Source organism: Epibacterium ulvae (genome assembly GCF_018678075.1).
Classification (GTDB): Bacteria; Pseudomonadota; Alphaproteobacteria; order Rhodobacterales; family Rhodobacteraceae; genus Epibacterium; species Epibacterium ulvae_A.
The window spans coordinates 1-16499 of the sequence record NZ_JAHHIR010000101.1; the positions used below are offsets into that span (position 1 = coordinate 1).

At 55.9% G+C, this 16499-nt stretch carries 20 protein-coding genes; 13 read left to right on the forward strand and 7 right to left on the reverse strand.

Features of this window, described 5'->3' with window-relative positions:
• Positions 1-192 precede the first annotated feature (192 nt).
• The 7 genes from KMP13_RS19485 to KMP13_RS19515 all read left to right on the forward strand — a co-directional run bounded on the left by KMP13_RS19485 (position 193) and on the right by KMP13_RS19515 (position 6312).
• On the forward strand, positions 193-609 hold the full coding sequence (locus KMP13_RS19485; protein WP_215267700.1) for a hypothetical protein: 417 nt from the start codon (positions 193-195) through the stop codon (positions 607-609).
• 81 nt (positions 610-690) lie between these two features.
• On the forward strand, positions 691-1557 hold the full coding sequence (locus tag KMP13_RS19490) for a DMT family transporter (RefSeq protein WP_353055735.1): 867 nt from the start codon (positions 691-693) through the stop codon (positions 1555-1557).
• Between the two features lie 119 nt (positions 1558-1676).
• Positions 1677-2783: an OmpP1/FadL family transporter gene (locus KMP13_RS19495; protein WP_215267701.1), complete on the forward strand. Its 1107-nt coding sequence runs from the start codon at positions 1677-1679 to the stop codon at positions 2781-2783.
• Between the two features lie 108 nt (positions 2784-2891).
• Entirely contained in the window at positions 2892-3755 is an 864-nt protein-coding gene (locus KMP13_RS19500; protein WP_215267702.1) for an ATPase, read from the forward strand.
• Between the two features lie 47 nt (positions 3756-3802).
• Positions 3803-4741: a homoserine O-acetyltransferase MetA gene (gene metA, locus KMP13_RS19505; protein WP_215267703.1), complete on the forward strand. Its 939-nt coding sequence runs from the start codon at positions 3803-3805 to the stop codon at positions 4739-4741.
• 91 nt (positions 4742-4832) lie between these two features.
• Positions 4833-5702: a polyphosphate kinase 2 gene (gene ppk2, locus KMP13_RS19510; RefSeq protein ID WP_215267704.1), complete on the forward strand. Its 870-nt coding sequence runs from the start codon at positions 4833-4835 to the stop codon at positions 5700-5702.
• Positions 5695-6312, forward strand: coding sequence for a TetR/AcrR family transcriptional regulator (locus tag KMP13_RS19515; protein WP_215267705.1), 618 nt, complete (start codon positions 5695-5697; stop codon positions 6310-6312). Before ppk2 ends, KMP13_RS19515 begins: the two co-directional genes overlap by 8 nt.
• Positions 6313-6328: 16 nt before the next feature.
• Here the strand turns inward: KMP13_RS19515 and KMP13_RS19520 are convergent, their stop codons facing one another.
• From KMP13_RS19520 to rplM, 5 genes are all read right to left on the reverse strand, one after another.
• Entirely contained in the window at positions 6329-7393 is a 1065-nt protein-coding gene (locus KMP13_RS19520) for an adenylate/guanylate cyclase domain-containing protein (protein WP_215267706.1), read from the reverse strand.
• Complete coding sequence (locus KMP13_RS19525) at positions 7390-7758, reverse strand: group I truncated hemoglobin (RefSeq protein ID WP_215267707.1); 369 nt, start codon at positions 7756-7758, stop codon at positions 7390-7392. Before KMP13_RS19525 ends, KMP13_RS19520 begins: the two co-directional genes overlap by 4 nt.
• A 345-nt stretch (positions 7759-8103) precedes the next feature.
• Positions 8104-8424: a class I SAM-dependent methyltransferase gene (locus tag KMP13_RS19530; RefSeq protein ID WP_215267754.1), complete on the reverse strand. Its 321-nt coding sequence runs from the start codon at positions 8422-8424 to the stop codon at positions 8104-8106.
• 272 nt (positions 8425-8696) lie between these two features.
• On the reverse strand, positions 8697-9182 hold the full coding sequence (rpsI, locus tag KMP13_RS19535; RefSeq protein WP_153214126.1) for a 30S ribosomal protein S9: 486 nt from the start codon (positions 9180-9182) through the stop codon (positions 8697-8699).
• A 5-nt stretch (positions 9183-9187) separates the two neighbouring features.
• The gene (gene rplM / locus KMP13_RS19540) at positions 9188-9646 is read right to left on the reverse strand and encodes a 50S ribosomal protein L13 (RefSeq protein ID WP_215267708.1); all 459 of its coding nucleotides are present in this window, start codon (positions 9644-9646) and stop codon (positions 9188-9190) included.
• 277 nt (positions 9647-9923) lie between these two features.
• Here rplM and KMP13_RS19545 point away from each other — a divergent pair, with 277 nt between their 5' ends.
• The gene (locus KMP13_RS19545; protein WP_215267709.1) at positions 9924-10481 is read left to right on the forward strand and encodes a hypothetical protein; all 558 of its coding nucleotides are present in this window, start codon (positions 9924-9926) and stop codon (positions 10479-10481) included.
• 7 nt (positions 10482-10488) lie between these two features.
• Here KMP13_RS19545 and KMP13_RS19550 read toward each other — a convergent pair whose 3' ends face one another.
• Positions 10489-11892, reverse strand: coding sequence for a PLP-dependent aminotransferase family protein (locus KMP13_RS19550; protein ID WP_215267710.1), 1404 nt, complete (start codon positions 11890-11892; stop codon positions 10489-10491).
• A 96-nt stretch (positions 11893-11988) separates the two neighbouring features.
• On the opposite strand from KMP13_RS19550, the gene KMP13_RS19555 reads away from it, so the two are divergent.
• From KMP13_RS19555 to gluQRS, 4 genes are all read left to right on the forward strand, one after another.
• On the forward strand, positions 11989-12219 hold the full coding sequence (locus tag KMP13_RS19555; protein WP_215267711.1) for a DUF1127 domain-containing protein: 231 nt from the start codon (positions 11989-11991) through the stop codon (positions 12217-12219).
• Positions 12220-12418: 199 nt separating this feature from the next.
• Complete coding sequence (gene speD / locus KMP13_RS19560) at positions 12419-12793, forward strand: adenosylmethionine decarboxylase (protein ID WP_215267712.1); 375 nt, start codon at positions 12419-12421, stop codon at positions 12791-12793.
• Between the two features lie 406 nt (positions 12794-13199).
• Entirely contained in the window at positions 13200-14543 is a 1344-nt protein-coding gene (gene trmFO, locus KMP13_RS19565) for a methylenetetrahydrofolate--tRNA-(uracil(54)-C(5))-methyltransferase (FADH(2)-oxidizing) TrmFO (RefSeq protein WP_215267713.1), read from the forward strand.
• A gap of 16 nt (positions 14544-14559) precedes the next feature.
• Positions 14560-15402, forward strand: coding sequence for a tRNA glutamyl-Q(34) synthetase GluQRS (gene gluQRS / locus KMP13_RS19570; protein WP_215267714.1), 843 nt, complete (start codon positions 14560-14562; stop codon positions 15400-15402).
• Positions 15403-15420: 18 nt separating this feature from the next.
• Here gluQRS and hisI read toward each other — a convergent pair whose 3' ends face one another.
• On the reverse strand, positions 15421-15798 hold the full coding sequence (hisI, locus tag KMP13_RS19575) for a phosphoribosyl-AMP cyclohydrolase (protein ID WP_215267715.1): 378 nt from the start codon (positions 15796-15798) through the stop codon (positions 15421-15423).
• An 80-nt stretch (positions 15799-15878) separates the two neighbouring features.
• Here hisI and KMP13_RS19580 point away from each other — a divergent pair, with 80 nt between their 5' ends.
• Positions 15879-16325: an iron-sulfur cluster assembly scaffold protein gene (locus KMP13_RS19580; RefSeq protein ID WP_215267716.1), complete on the forward strand. Its 447-nt coding sequence runs from the start codon at positions 15879-15881 to the stop codon at positions 16323-16325.
• Positions 16326-16499: the final 174 nt, after the last annotated feature.

Consider the following 16499-nt stretch of genomic DNA (forward strand, 5'->3'; position numbering starts at 1 on the left):
AAACACCCCGCCGAATGTCAGGGACACATCAGTCCGCAAAGCAGAATGGGACTTGGTTCGCGGACCCCATCAGGGCCAGCGGTCATGTGCATCGCGTCAACAGGCCGGACACAAGACTGCTTCTGACCAAAGAGCAAATCACATCAGAAATGTCTTGCTATGCAGGAGCCATCCACACAGGACAGTCGGGACGTGGATGTGTTGTTTTATGGCTGCGTGAACGATCGTCGTAGGTTGGCTTTGATAGATCTGGAAACACGCGGGCTGAAGGTCAAACCATTGATCAACGTATTCGGCGAAGCGCGCGACGCATGGGTGGCACGATCGAAGCTCGTTGTGAACATTCACCAATTTGACACCCAAATTTTCGAAGTCGTACGCGTGTTTTACCTGATGACCAATGGCATTCCGGTCGCCACCGAAGTAAATTCGACCACCAAGATCGATGATTTTTACCGCGAGGGTCTGTTTTATCGCCCTTACGAGGATTTGGCCGACGGCATCGTTGAACTTTTTGAAGACAAGACAAAACTTGCTGAACTTGGTCCCCTTGGACAAGAGAAGATCAAGCTTCGTCCGCAAACAGAGCTGCTTCAAAGCATTCTGTAACTTCTACGCGCCCATAGTGCTTCGCCCTTGACCTTCTTGCCGTGCGCCGTTCTGGTGCGCGCTGTCAAGAGCGGAGCACGTGTGGAAAATTCACTGGTAAAAACCATCGCCTGGATGACGGGCACCATCGTCTCTTTTTCCGTGATGGCGGTGGCCGGGCGTGAGATTAGCGGCGTGCATGACACGTTTGAGATCATGGCGTTTCGCAGCATTGTGGGCTTTGCCATTGTTGTTCTGGCACTGACGTCCACGCGGCAGTGGGGAACAGTGTCCCGCCAACACCTAAGCGCCCATGTTTGGCGCAATGTATTTCACTTCACCGGGCAGAACCTTTGGTTTCTTGCAATAGCTATGGCCCCATTGGCGCAGGTCTTTGCGCTTGAGTTCACCTCGCCCCTTTGGGCGATTTTTCTGGCGCCCCTCCTGTTGGGAGACCGGGCGCGCCGGGTTCAGCTGATCTCGGCCCTGATCGGGTTTGTCGGTGTTTTGATGGTCACACGCCCCGGCGTGGGGGAAATGTCACTGGGCGTGCCGGCTGCGGCGGCTTCGGCGATCTTCTTTGCACTGACAGGTTTGCTGACCAAACGGCTGACCAAAGTGGAAAGTGTCGCGTCGATCATGTTTTGGTTGACGTTCATGCAGCTGGTGCTGGGCGCGGTAGGAGCCGGATATGACGGTCAGGTCACGTGGCCGACCCTTCAAACTTGGCCCTGGCTGGTGCTCATTGGCATGGGCGGCGTCTGCGCCCATTTCTGCCTGTCGAGCGCCCTTGCCCTGTCGCCGATTGCCCTTGTGATGCCAATTGACTTTACCCGCCTGCCCGTCATCGCGATTGTCGGAGCCGTTCTTTATGACGAAGCGTTGGATGTTTGGATTATTTGTGGCGCAGCGGTCATTTTCATAGGAAATTACATGAACATTATGTCTGCCCGCCTTCAAAAGACGTAGCGAAACATTCATAGAGCCTGCATCTTAACCCTGGGTTAGCGTTGATTGCGCGCGTTTTCGCGAAATAGATTCGCTCTACGACGCCCCCAACACGGGGCGACGTCTAGGGAGGACCATTCATGAAAACGAGTACGCTCGGCGTGGTTGCGCCGGTCTTTTTACTACATCTGTCATCCGCAACATTGGCGGCGGGGTTGGACCGCACCAACCAGCCGATTGGCATCCTGTTTGAAAACGGCAACTATGTTGAGTTCTCCTTTGGTCGCACCGATCCCAGTGGTCACGGCGTGGATTCCGGGTTCGACACGGACACGGGCGATGTCCTGGGCGGATTTAACCTGCCCGGTGCTGGGATCAAGCTGCAGCTGACTGACAAGCTGTCGGCGGCGCTGATTTACGACAAACCCTGGGGGGCCAATACGGCCTTTCCTGGAGAGGTCGGAAACACGACATCGATGTTGGGCGGCACCCGTGCCTTTGCCGAATCCGACGCGCTGACCGGTGTTTTGCGGTATAAATTCAATGAGAGCTGGAGCGTCCACGGCGGCCTGCGCTATCAGGAAATCGCCGGGAACATCACTCTGAGCGGCCTCGCCTATGGGCCGGCAAATGGATACAACGTCGCGCTGGAACGTGACGGCGGCGTGGGTTGGCTGGTGGGCGGCGCCTATGAACGCCCCGATATCGCGATGCGGCTGGCGGTCACTTATAATTCTGAGGTCGACCACGACTTTCCCTCGCGCGAAAATATCGCCCCTGGTGTCACCAGCATAACCGAGGCTACGACGGCCCAATCCGTGAACATCGACTTCCAGACCGGGATCACGCCAAAAACCCTGTTGCTGGCCAATGTCCGCTGGGCGGATCATACGGTAACCGATCTGGTGCCGACTGCGTTGGGGAGTGACCTGATCAACCTCGACAATGCGGTGACCTATGCACTGGGAGTTGCGCATCGGTTCAATGAACGCTGGGTCGGGTCGGTATCCTTTGCCTATGATGATGTGGACGGCGACAATGTGGTCTCGCCGTTGTCTCCGATTCACGGGTATCGCGCGATCACCCTGGGCCTGCGCTATGAGAACGACAATATGCGGATTTCGGGTGGCCTTCGCTACACCGAGCTGGGCGATGCGCTGGCGGCACCTGGTGGCGGCACGGTGCGGGCCCGTTTTGATGACAGCGATGCCATAAGCCTTGGCATTAAGGTTGGCTTTTCGTTCTAAGGCTTGCAAAATCCGGCTGCGATTTTCCCACATGCGCGGCCGGGCAAGCATTGACCCGAACAGCGCCGCTGGATAGCTAGTTCTGAAGTCAACAGGAACCAGATGTCGATGCTTTACCTCACTGCACAGGCCTGGCGCGCAGCGCCCAACAAGCGGATTTTGTTTTTTGGCATGTCAGGTCTGGGAAAGACCTATGTCTCCAACATTCTGCGCGGTGCCGGTCGTTGGTTCCATTACTCCATCGATTACCGCATTGGCACCCGCTATATGGGTGAATTCATTGCCGACAACGCCAAAGCCGAAGCAATGAAAGTGCCGTTCCTGAGGGATCTTTTGCTGACCGATTCGATCTATATCGGCTCCAACATCAGTTTTGAAAATCTGACACCTGTTGCGGCCTATCTGGGCAAGCCCGGCAATCCTGATCTGGGTGGTCTGGGGATGGAAGAATACTGCAAACGCCAGGAGCAATTCCGCCAGGCTGAGATCCGCGCCTTGATGGATACGGAATATTTCATCAACCGCTCGCAGACGCTTTATGACTATCCGAATTTCATCTGCGACACCGGCGGATCGATCTGTGAATGGGTCGATGCCGAAGATCCCGATGACCCGATCCTGACGGAACTGTCGAAACAGGCGCTGATGATCTGGATCAAGGGCGACGACGACCACACCGAAGAGTTGGTGCGCCGTTTTGATCGTGCGCCCAAACCGATGTCGTATCAGCCCGAATTCCTGACCCGCAGCTGGGAGGCCTATTTGACGGAAACCGGGCTGGCCGCGGACGCTGTGGACCCCGACACATTTATCCGCTGGACCTATGCCCAGGCCCTGGCCCATCGCCAGCCACGCTACGCCGCGATGGCCAAGAACTGGGGCATCACGGTTACTGCGGATGAAATAAGTCAGGTAAAATCCGAAGCGGATTTCGAGAACTTGATCGCCAAAGCCCTTGAGGATCAAGGCTAAGCTGCCTATTTTCCGATCTCTGAACCTATTCAAAGGACCCTGACCCAATGCCCATCAAGATCCCATCTGATCTCCCTGCCTTCGACGTTCTGACGAACGAGGGCGTGATGGTCATGTCCTCGGATCAGGCCGCGCGTCAGGACATTCGCCCAATAAAGATCGCGCTTCTGAACTTGATGCCCAAGAAGATCCAGACGGAGAACCAGTTTGCTCGTCTGATCGGCGCAACCCCGTTGCAGATCGAGCTGACGCTGATCCGGATGAGCGAGCACCGCACCAAGACCACAGCCGCCGCCCATATGGCCGAATTCTACCGCCCCTTTCAGGAGGTAAAGGATGAGAAGTTCGACGGGCTGATCATAACTGGTGCCCCGATCGAGCATCTGCCGTTTGAAGATGTGACCTATTGGGACGAGCTGCGCGAAATCTTTGACTGGACGCAGACCAATGTTCATTCGACCTTTGGCGTATGCTGGGGTGGCATGGCGATGATCAATTATTTCCACGGTGTCGATAAACAGATGCTGGATGCCAAGTATTTTGGCTGCTACCGACATCAAAATATGGCGCCGGCCTCGCCCTATCTGCGCGGGTTTTCCGATGAATGCACCATTCCTGTCAGCCGTTGGACCGATGTCCACCAGGATGAGATTGATCAGAACCCCGATCTGCAGACCCTTTTGGCGAGCCCCGAAGTCGGCCCGTGTCTGGTGCAAGACCGCAAACATCGCGCGCTCTATATCTTCAACCATTTCGAATATGACAGCGACACGCTTAAACAGGAATATGACCGCGACGCGGCAGGTGGCACTCCGGTTGATGTGCCGGTGAACTATTTCCCGGACGATGATCCAACCCGCGCGCCGCTGAACCGGTGGCGCAGCCATGCGCATCTGCTCTACGGCAATTGGATCAGCGAGATTTATCAAACCACCACATTTGATTTGTCCAAGATCGGACAGGAAAGCACAGACCTGCGCGCCTGATCTGTTCGCCTGCACGCCGACGTGCTGTGCGGGCTTTCCCTTGGGCAACGCCATAGGCTAAGCTTGGGCCTTGAAAACAGGAGGTTTTACGATGTCCCGGCCGTTTGATGGTGCCATCAGTGAGTATTTCAAAGCCAAAGCCCCAAAAGAGGTGCACGCAGCGATCCAATCCTCTGAGAAGGGGCAGATTCTAAGCCCCTCCTACCCGTACCCTGAACGGATGCGCCGCAAGGACTATGAAAAAGCGATTGCGGCGTTGCAGGTGGAATTGGTGAAAATGCAGGCCTCGATCAAGACACACGGGCAGCGGGTTGCCATCGTGTTTGAAGGCCGTGACGCGGCCGGAAAAGGCGGCACAATCAAACGCTTCCGCGAGAACCTGAACCCACGTGGTGCCCGCGTTGTCGCCCTTTCAAAACCCTCCGAGGCCGAGCGCACCCAATGGTATTTCCAGCGCTATACCGCCCATCTGCCGGCGGCGGGTGAGATCACATTTTTCGACCGCAGCTGGTACAATCGTGGCGTGATCGAAAAGGTCTTTGGCTTTTGCAGCGATGACCAGCGGGAACGGTTTTTCCATCAGGTCGGCGGATTTGAGGAAGCGCTCGTCGATGATGGGATCAAACTGTTCAAATTTTGGCTGAATGTTGGCCGCGCCGAACAGCTGCGCCGGTTTATGGACCGCGAAGGGGATCCGTTGAAACAGTGGAAGCTGAGCCCGATTGACGTCAATGGCCTGGCGAAATGGGATGATTATTCCGCCGCGATCAAAGAAACGCTGACCCGCAGCCATTCCGATGTCGCGCCCTGGACCATTGTGCGCTCGGATGACAAGCGCCGTGCGCGTCTGGCCGCGATCTGCACCGTGTTGACGCAATTGGACTATGACAACAAAGATCCGGATGCGCTTGGCTATTGTGATGCGCAGATCTGCGGCGGGCCCGATCTCTGGGATGGCTAAACGCGGGTATCACCACGGCAACCTGCGCCAAGCTCTGGTTGAGGCCGCGTTGCAACTGATTGAATCAAAAGGACCAACTGGATTTACCCTGTCAGAGGCCGCCAAACTGGCCGGCGTGACCCCAGCCGCCGTTTACCGCCATTTTGAGGGGCGCGAAGACCTGATTGCCGAGGCCGCGCGTCAGGGGTTTGGCATGTTTGCGGATCTGATGCAGCACGCCTATGAGAAGTACCAACCCTCCGCCCTTGCCGCGTTTGAGGCCACGGGACGTGCCTATCTCGCCTTTGCGCGCAAGCACCCAGGCCATTACATCGCGATGTTTGAGAGCGGGATTTCGGTTAATCGCACGCCGGAACTGGCCGAAGCGGCAGCCCGCGCGCGTGGTATTCTGGAACAAGCCGCCAGCGATCTGAGCCAACATATCCCAGCCAACAAACGCCCGCCTGCGTCGATGTTTTCAGCCCATATCATGGCCATGAGCCACGGTGTGGTTGAACTGTTTGCCCGAAACGCGCCAGGCGCCACCGCGCCATTTGCGCCGGAAGATCTGTTGGAAAGTGGGATTGGGATTTACCTGCGTGGTCTTGGCCTTTTGGATTCGGACGACTAGCATCCGCACATGAGGTTTACTGCCGAAACCGCTGATGTGGTTGGTTTTTATCCAGCGGCTTGACGACTTGAACCAAATCCAGCTCTCCCAATCCCTTAAGAGTTTCGCGCCCCAGGGCGACGGTTTGGAAATCATCGGCCAGGGCTTCCTCCATCTCTTGCGTGGCGACAATTGTCATCGGATCGGCCTGAACCTGCAGCCGGGCCGCCAAATTCACTGCGGGGCCAAAAACGTCATAGACGTATTTCTGTACGCCCACGACTGAGCCCACCACAGGACCACCGCCCAGCCCAACCCGCGCCTGCCATTTGTGGGGATGGCTTTGGTTGCGCCGCTCCAGATAGCGCAGGAACCGGGTGGCACAATGGGCAACTGCGTTGGCGTGATCGGGGTTCGCCTCTGGCATGCCAGAGACCGCAAGATAGGCATCGCCGATCGTCTTGATCCGCTCACAGCCGTATTGTTCAACGATGCGATCAAAGGCCGTGAAAATATCGTTCAGCTCGCTCAAGGTCACGGTAGGGTCGGTGCGCGCGGCGAAATCGGTGAAGTTCACAAAGTCCAGCATCACCACCGAGACCTGTGGGTAGAGCTGCGGTGTTACCACGCCAAAGGTTTTAAATTCCTCATAGACGCTGCGCGGCATCACGTTCAACAACAGCCGCTCCACCCGCTCCTTTTCCCGCTCCAGCTCGCGCGTGTTGCGTTCCACCATGGTGGAATAGCTGTCGATCATGCTCTCCAGCTCGCGGATTCGGGTGATATTTTGACATTCCACCACCAACAATGGCTCGGACGCATCCTGTGTCAGCGAGATATTCACCGCAAACACCAAAGTGCGCCGCTTGCGTTTGATCTGCACCTCAGAGGAAAACCGCAAACCGTCGTCTTGTAGATTGCCGAGATCCGCCTCTTGCAGCGCTTCCACCACCTCGGGCAGCGTTGCATTTTCGCCAGGAGTGCCGAACCATTCGGCAAAGGGTTGGTTGAAAAACACAAAGGAAAGATCCCGAGCCCGAACCAGCGCCACTCCGACCCCAATGGCCCGCAGCAGCTGTTCGTTGATGGCTGAGATGCTCATGTAGGTCGGCGTGAAACGATGATGGACCGTTTCTTTTCAATCTCTTGCAAGGTGAATTGGACGTCTGCATCCCTCATACCGTGCTGCACCAACGCGTCACGCAAGATCTCAATAATAGCATCAAATTCCGGATCGGTGATATTAAGGCCGCGATGCAGTGTATGGAGCCGCTCGTCATTGAACGACACCGGCCCCCCGAGCAGCGCCGACATGAACTTGGTCTGATGGTCAATCAATCGGTTCATATCCACCCCATCAAAATGATGGCCGACATCATCGGAATCGAGCACGGTTTCATAGAACGTGATCACAATGCGGCTTATCGTTTTGAAACCACCGTATTCTTCATACAGGCTGTTGGGCATAAAACATCACCAGAACTTACAAGATCAATATCTCCCAATATAGCGGAGATTATGCACATTTGGAATTAACCCTATGATACAAGCCCAACCTTTGGCAAAAAGAGCCAATTCCAAACCCGTGCCGCAGAAGAGACTTACTCCGTAACCCCTTCTAATCATGCGAATTTATCAGCTGAATTATGAAACGATCTTATTCTGAAATTTTCTTGGCATGGACTTGAAAGTTCAACACTTGCACGAGTTGCACTTTGCGAAAGCAAGATATTGGTGAAGCTATCAATTGCAATCTTGGGGCAGCGCAGCGGGTCACGTCCATAGGGCAAATCCCCGGCCCAAGCGTAGTCGTCAAAAGCGATAACCCCGCCCACTTTGCAAAGCTTGAATGCCAACAACGTAGATGAAGTCAAAAGAACTCGCATGCCCTTCATTCAGCAATTTGGACAATGCCAGATCGGACGTGCCTTTTAACTTGGTCACCGAGGCGCCTTTTGCGGCTTGGGAACAGGCCAATGATACGAACCGCTCCTCAACAGAGCGCATGTTAACGCCGTTGCTCTGGTGCTCGGCTCCACCTTCCCAGGTATCAACACAGAACATTTCCAGCTCATCATGCCATTTGTTCGCATCAATCAGGTAACAGGCTGATGCGCCCTCATAGGATCCAATTTCGAGAGCTTTTGGGGCTTAAGTTGTGGGATTAGGTTATTCCAACTTTCAAGCGCCGTTATGTTGAACCATTTGTTGGTAAACTCAAAATCTGAAAAAGAACCATCCATAGATCACCCGCTTTCTGGGCTAAAATTCGACTGGGGCAGCAGCTGCCTTCTGGCTGTCGTAAGTATCGATTTAATGGAAAAGTCTTTCGGTTTTCTTGAATGCTTGACACAAAAAAAGAGGCGCTCGAAAGCGCCTCAATCTCTTGAATTCTGGTCCAGCGATTAACGCTTGGAGAACTGGAACGAACGACGCGCTTTGCGGCGACCGAACTTTTTACGTTCAACAACACGGCTGTCCCGTGTCAGGAAGCCTGCGGCTTTCAACGCGCCACGCAGGGAGGGTTCGTACAGCTGCAGAGCTTTGGAGATGCCGTGCTTAACCGCACCCGCTTGACCGGACAGGCCGCCGCCTTTGACGGTTGCGTAGACGTCGAATTCACCTTCAACACCTGCAACGCCAAATGGCTGGCGCACGATCAATTGCAGAACAGGACGGGCAAAATACTTGCTCATCTCTTTGCCGTTCACTTCGATCTTGCCGGAACCCGGTTTGATCCAAACACGGGCAACTGCGTCTTTACGCTTACCGGTGGCATAGGAGCGACCCAGCTCGTCACGAACCGGCTCACGGGGGGCCAGCTCTTCAACTGTGGTTTCAACGCCTGCAACAGCGCTCAGCTCTTCGAGAGTAGTGATCTGATCAGCCATTGTGATTAGCTCCGCGTGTTTTTCTTGTTCATGGACTTAACGTCCAGAACTTCGGGGCTCTGTGCTTCGTGACCGTGCTCGGTGCCGGCATAGATGCGCAGGTTGGTCATTTGCTTGCGGGACAGGCGGTTGCCTGGCAGCATGCGCTTAACCGCTTGGAACACAACGCGCTCCGGGTGATCACCTTCCAGGATTTCCTGTTTGGTGCGCGACTTGATGCCGCCCGGGTGGCCGGTGTGCCAGTAGAATTTTTCGTCGCGTTTCTTGCCGGTCATCTGGATCTTTTCAGCGTTGATCACGATGACGTTGTCGCCCATATCCATGTTCGGAGTGAAGGACGGCTTGTGCTTGCCACGCAGACGCATGGCGACAATCGATGCAAGACGGCCCAGCACCACGCCTTCGGCGTCGATGATGATCCACTTCTTCTCGATGTCTGCCGGTGTAGCAGAGAAGGTTTTCATATCAGGTCAATCCTGTTGTTCGTGAAGGCCAGACGACACAAACGCCGCGACCTGAATTCGATGGAGGGGGTTTAAGGGCATATCCAACGACGGTCAACACGCGAAAACATGTTTTTATCGTTTATTTTCATATAGTTAAAAAATAGGTATTAAAATACCCCACGTCACAAGCCTTCAAGTCACCCGATATCGCGGAATTGAGCCCCCCAAAGGTAAATCCCGCTTGCCCGGATAGATAGGCGAATGTATCAAACTCCCACTATTACGGAGTCCCCCAGTGTCCTATCCAACCTTTGCTGCGGTAATCGCCCTTTGCGTCCTGTCCGCCTGCAATTCGGTTGCACCTACAGATACTCCACCGGTTTCGCCGGCGATCAAAAACCCGGACATCAATAACAAACGCATCACCGGCTACCAAGAAATCACGATCCGCAGCTTTGTCCCGGGCGAAGGCGTTGAACAGTTTGACCGCGCGCTTGGCCCATCCCCCGACGAACGGGTCGAGATTGAGAATGCCAAATGCGTGATCGAAACGGCTGAATTCATCCTCACCTTTACCACGCCGCGCACCTTGGCCTTGCCCAAGTTCACATCCCGCCCAACGCGGGGCACGCTGAAGTGCGTGCGTGGTGACCTCCAAGGTGGCGTGTCTATTTCGCCCGTGCCCAATACGCCGGTTTTCGGCCTCGCGACCCCAACCGGGCTTTTGGTGGCCGCCCTGACCGCAAACATCGCGGCAAACCGCGACGTCTGGGTCTATTCGATCCCGCAGATCACGCTTTACCCGGCAGAGGCTGATGTGACGGGGCCATTTGAACCAGCCACCGACAGCTGACCGTGTATCACCCGCTGATCTGCTCCGGCGGATTGTCCAACAAGATGCACAGGCGGCGCATCGCGTCTTCAAACTTCCCGATCGAGACATGCGCATTGACGGCAATCCGCACCGCATGCGGCGCGCGCCCATCGCGCAGGGCAAATTCATCGGCGGACCGGATCTGGATCCCTTCGGATTCGGCGGCCCGCGTAAACGGCCCCGCACGCCACCCTACGGGCAGTTTCAACCAGATAAAGGGCACGTCCGGGCTCCAATTGATGTCAAATCCACCCAGAACATTAACCGCCACCCGCACATAGCGGCCCATTTCCTCACGCACGTCCTGCATCAAGCGCGGCATGCGTGGATCCCCAAGCAACAAGCGGGTCAGTTCTGCGGTGTGCTGTCCCAGGCCAAAAAAACTGTATTCGGCGGCGCGGCGCAGCTCATTCACGCCCCCTTGTGGTGCCACAACGAACCCCACGCGAATTGCGGGGGTCAGCAATTTTGACAAGGACGTCACATGCCAGGCCAATTCCGGCGCAAGTGATCGATAGCTGGGGGCCTGTGCCTCGCCCAGACGGTAACAATCATCTTCGATAATCTGCACATTGTGTCGCCTTGCCACCGCGACGATCTCTAGTCGACGCTCGGTTGGAGTGAACAATCCGGTGGGATTGTGCACTTCGGGGCTGGTACAAAGCACCGAAGCGCCGGTTTTGCGGATCATCAGCTCCAAAATATCCGGCCGGATGCCTTGTTCATCCATCGCAACGCCTACAACATTGGCACGCAACATATCCGCAGCCCGGCGAAACCCGGCATAAGCGAGCTCTTCCACCATGATGACGGGATTCGGTCCGCGCAGACAGGCCTGCATTGTGACCATCAACCCGTTCTGTCCACCATGTGTCAAAACAATGTCGCGCTCCCGCACGGGACCGATAGGGGCCTTTGCAATCCATTCCGCAACCGCCTCACGCACGGGTTTATAGGCGTCGCGGGTTGGGTAGTTCAACAGCATATGCGGGTCGCAATCCGCGATCTTGCGCAGGGCTTCGCGAATGGCCGCCACCTGCCCCATATCTGCAATACGGGGGCTAAACAGGCTCACATGTTTCGGGTCTTGCGATTCAAAATGATGCAGCTGGCGAGACCATACATCATCTTGAACTTTCGTCATTTTTTCCGCCACAAAGGTGCCACGTCCGACTTCTGCAACCAGGATGCCTTCGTCGGTCAGCACGCTATAGGCGCGCGCTACGGTGCCCGGTGTGATCGACAATTGATAGGCCAATTCGCGCACAGGCGGCAGCTTGGTGCCGACCTTAAGCGTGCCCGCGTCAATGGCTCCGCGAATGGTCTCGGCAACTCTCCGGTACTTGGGTCCGGATTTGGTTCCGAGATCGGCGCTCCACATTGTACCCATCACAATCCTTCCTTGGACTTTCAGTGTTTTTATATTGTACCTGAACACGTGTAACAACAGTGGAAAATTGTAACAGTACAATTGGAGTATCAGACCATGACTTATATCGCAAGACATCATCCGCAGATCGCCTACCTTCTGGAGCGTTCCGCGCTGCCAATGCCGGCTCAGATCGCGATTGCCTTTGCGGTCATGGTCACGAAATGGAGCATTCGCAGCCGCACGCGCCGACAGCTATCGCACCTGGATGCCCACATTTTAAAGGACATTGATGTGACTAAAGGCATGGCACGTCATGAAAGCACTCTTCCGTTCTGGCACCCCTGATCCCCAGGCGCCAGAGCCACCTACAGGCCGGAGTTTCTCCGGCCTCTTTTTCACTGCCTTCCGACGCCATGCGAACAATTCGATACAACCCATACGCCATAACGATACAAAGCATTTTTGCATCACGTCGCACGCCAAATGCTCCGTCACGCTCTTGCCTCTCGCCATCGAACCAATCGCGCACTAACCAGTGTGGCAAATGACAAAGACACCTCCCACTTCCCTCACGCCCGCATCCGAAGGGCTGCATCTGATCGTGGATGTTCGCAATGGACGCGGACTGAATGACCCGGTGCGACTGGAACAGGCATTTCACACGATTGTGGAGGTCTGCGGAGCAACTCTCCTGCATTGCCATATCCACCCTTTCACTCCAGAAGGTCTGTCGGGCGTCGCGCTTTTGGCCGAAAGCCACATTTCTGCCCACACTTGGCCAGACCAGGGCTATGGCGCATTTGACGTCTTTATGTGTGGCGCAGCGGACCCTTGGGCGGCAATCGACGTGCTGAAGTCTTCATTTGAGACCGAGGATGTCACGGCAAAGGCCATCCGCCGCTCGGCCGTAAGTGACTGAATTCACGATTGATTGCAGTGCTTTCCCTTGCGGAAAGATCTGTCGATGCGATTTTTCGGAAAATTTTAGTCTTTGTTTACCATTTGGAAGATATTGTTTCCGAGGCCACCCTTTCAATTGGGGCAGGAACATGGCAAAGATCGGGCAAGGTTAATAGCCTGACACGATTTGGGCCGCGCATGTGGAAGGTCCCTCCAGCCGGGTCTCTCACCCCGGATAGACATTCCCACAGCGCGGCCCCAAATATCCCCCAATTGCGGTATTTCCCCAACAAGCCCCGGCAGCGTTAGAACGCTTTGCATTGCTGCAAATTGAACTCCGTTTCGGAATATCTGCCTTTGGTTCCGCGCGCAAAATCCTGCACGCCCCGTTGCGCTCTTGCGGTGCCTGTCCTATGTGGCTGCGCATGACACAAGAATTACACATCGTTGGCGGCGGCATGGCCGGGTCAGAAGCAGCCTGGCAGGCTGCGCATATGGGCGTAAGCGTGGTGCTGCATGAGATGCGGCCCAAGGTGGAGACCTTTGCCCATCAGACTGGAAACCTTGGAGAGATGGTCTGCTCCAATTCTTTCCGTTCCGACGATGATGAGCAGAACGCCGTGGGTCTTTTGCATTGGGAGATGCGCCAGGCCAACGGGTTGATCATGACCACCGCCGATGAACACCGCCTGCCTGCCGGCGGTGCGCTGGCTGTGGATCGGGACCCTTTTGCCGAAGGCGTGACCGCGAAATTGAAGGCTTTGCCCAATGTTAGGGTCTCATACGAGGAGGTCACGGAGCTTCCCGATACCGGGCATTGGATCTTTGCCACCGGGCCGTTGACATCACCCGCCCTTGGGGCAGCCATCCAGAAAGAGACCGGCGCCGAGGCGCTGGCCTTCTTTGATGCAATCGCGCCGATTGTCTACGCCGACAGCATCGACATGTCCCAGGCGTGGATGCAGTCGCGCTATGACAAAGGTGAGACCGAGGAAGAGCGCACTGCCTATTTGAACTGCCCGATGGACAAGGATCAGCACGAAGCCTTCATCGACGCGCTTTTGGCCGCGGACAAGGCCGAGTTCCACGAGGGGGAAACGGCGGGATACTTTGACGGCTGCCTCCCGATTGAGGTTATGGCAGAGCGCGGTCGCGAGACCCTGCGTCATGGGCCGATGAAACCGGTTGGATTGACCAATCCACATAACCCGGACGAGAAGGCCTATGCCGTTGTGCAGCTGCGCCGCGACAATGCGCTGGGGACCTTGTTCAACATCGTCGGATTCCAGACCAAGATGAAGTACGGCGCGCAAGCTGATGTTTTTCGTATGATTCCAGGGCTGGAGAACGCACGTTTTGCCCGCCTTGGCGGCATTCATCGCAACACGTTCCTGAACTCTCCGACTCTGTTGGATTCGCAGATGCGGATGAAATCCAAACCCAACATCCGCTTTGCCGGTCAAATCACCGGCGTCGAAGGTTACGTCGAAAGCGCCGCAATGGGCCTGTTGGCGGGTCGTTTGGCTGCGGCTGAGATCCTTGGGAAATCTTTGGATGTGGTGCCACAAGACAGTGCCATGGGGGCGTTGATCCACCACATCACCGGCGGTGCTGAGGCCAAGACATTCCAGCCGATGAACGTGAATTTTGGCCTATTCCGTCCGGTTGAAGGCCTCAAAGGCGGGCGTCGTGGACGCAAAGACCGCTACAAAGCCTATACAGATCGTGCAAAACTCGCCTGGACGGACTGGTTGCAGCAATTTGCCTAAGTAAAGGGGAGGCGCAATGACATTTCGAACCCGATTTGCGCCCTCTCCCACTGGCCCCTTGCACCTGGGCCACGCCTATTCCGCCATTGTGGCCCATGACATGGCGCGCGCTGCGGGTGGCGCGTTTCTGGTGCGGATGGAAGACACTGATCTGCAGCGCTCCAAGCCTGAGTGGGACGCGGCGATCCTGGATGATCTGACCTGGCTTGGGCTGACTTGGGATGGGCCTATTCTGCGGCAATCCGAGCAGTTAGACGACTATAACAAACACCTGGATGCATTTGAAAACATGGGATTGTTATACCCGTGCTCCTGCAGCCGCGCCGATATTCGTGCAGCCCTTGCAGCACCGCAAGAAGGGGTCGCCCACGACGTTTATCCCGGCACCTGCAAATCACGCGACATGCGCGATCGTAAACCAGGTGACGCGCTGAGGCTGCATCTTGACCGGGCTTTGGCGCGTCTCGGCGACCAACCTGTGGTGTTTGAAGAGATCGGTGACCATTTCAAAGGGGTGCATCGCATTGATCCAGACCGCGCACTGCGCGAGATTGGCGATGTGGTTTTGTCGCGAAAAGGCGAAGAGATTATCGCCTACTTCCTGGCCTCCGCACTGGATGATGTGAGCCAGGGCATCACCCATGTTGTGCGCGGCGAGGATCTGTTTGAATTCACGCAGATCCAGGTGCTTTTGCTGACGCTGCTCGACCACACGCCACCGATCTACCATCACCACAGGCTGATCCGTGACGATGCGGGCAAACGCCTTGCGAAACGCGATGATGCGCGGGCGGTTTCCAAATACCGTGCGGACGGTGCAACGCCGCAGGACATTCGCCGGATGGTGGGATTGTCGTAACCACCCGGCAACACCGCGTCAGGTCATCGGCTTCATCAGCTCAACCTCTTCCCCGTCGCGCACTGCGGTGTAAAAACAGGTCCGCCGATAGGTGTGGCAGGCCGCTCCCTCCTGACGCACCAGCGCCAGCAAACAGTCGCGATCACAATCGAGCCGCAGATCGATCAATTGCTGCGTATGGCCGGAGCTTTCCCCTTTGATCCAAAAGCTTTGCCGTGAGCGCGACCAATAGGTCACCTTGCGCGTCTCCAGCGTTTTGGCCACGCTTTCCGCGTTCATCCAGGCCATCATCAGGATTTCGCCGCTCTTTTCATCTTGCGCAATGCAAGGGATCAGCCCTGCATCATCATAGCGCAATGTCTTTGGGTCAAAGGACATGTTAAAAACCTTTTGCATCTGCAGGTTGGGCCCCTATGTAAGAGAAACCCACTGGCAGGGAAAGGCCCAGAGTGGCCCGATAAAGGCGCAAGGCGACGATGACCCGAGAGACTGACCTGATCAAACTATACTCCCAGCGCATTTTGGAGCTGGCTGCGGATATTCCATATCTGGAGCGTCTGGACGATCCCGATGCAACGGCCAAGAAACGCTCGCCGCTGTGTGGATCGACCATTTCGGTGGATTTGAAGATCAGCGATGGGCGCATCAGTGAATTTGGTCAGGACGTGAAAGCCTGCGCCCTGGGCCAAGCGGCCGCTGCCGTAGTCGGAGAGGCGATCATTGGCCGGACGCAGGACGAGTTACAAACTGCGCGCAACCAATTGAAAAATATGTTGATTGCCGATGGCCCGGTGCCCGATCCACCATTTGACGGCTTCGAAGTTCTGATCCCTGCGCGAGAGTTTAAGAACCGCCATGCCTCGATCATGCTGGCCCTGGATGCATCGCTTGCGGCCATGAATGAGTATTGTGAAACGGTCTAATCCGGACCGCTTGTCGTTTCGGCATGATATTATGGACCTGCGAACAAAAAGCCGCCGCAACCCGAAACGGGTGCGGCGGTCAGTATTGCGTCCGGATGCGGGACCCGACAACACGCGGCAGATCAAGAGGCGATAGCCAAAGCGCCAAAGGCGCTCAAATGTTCGGGACAGGAA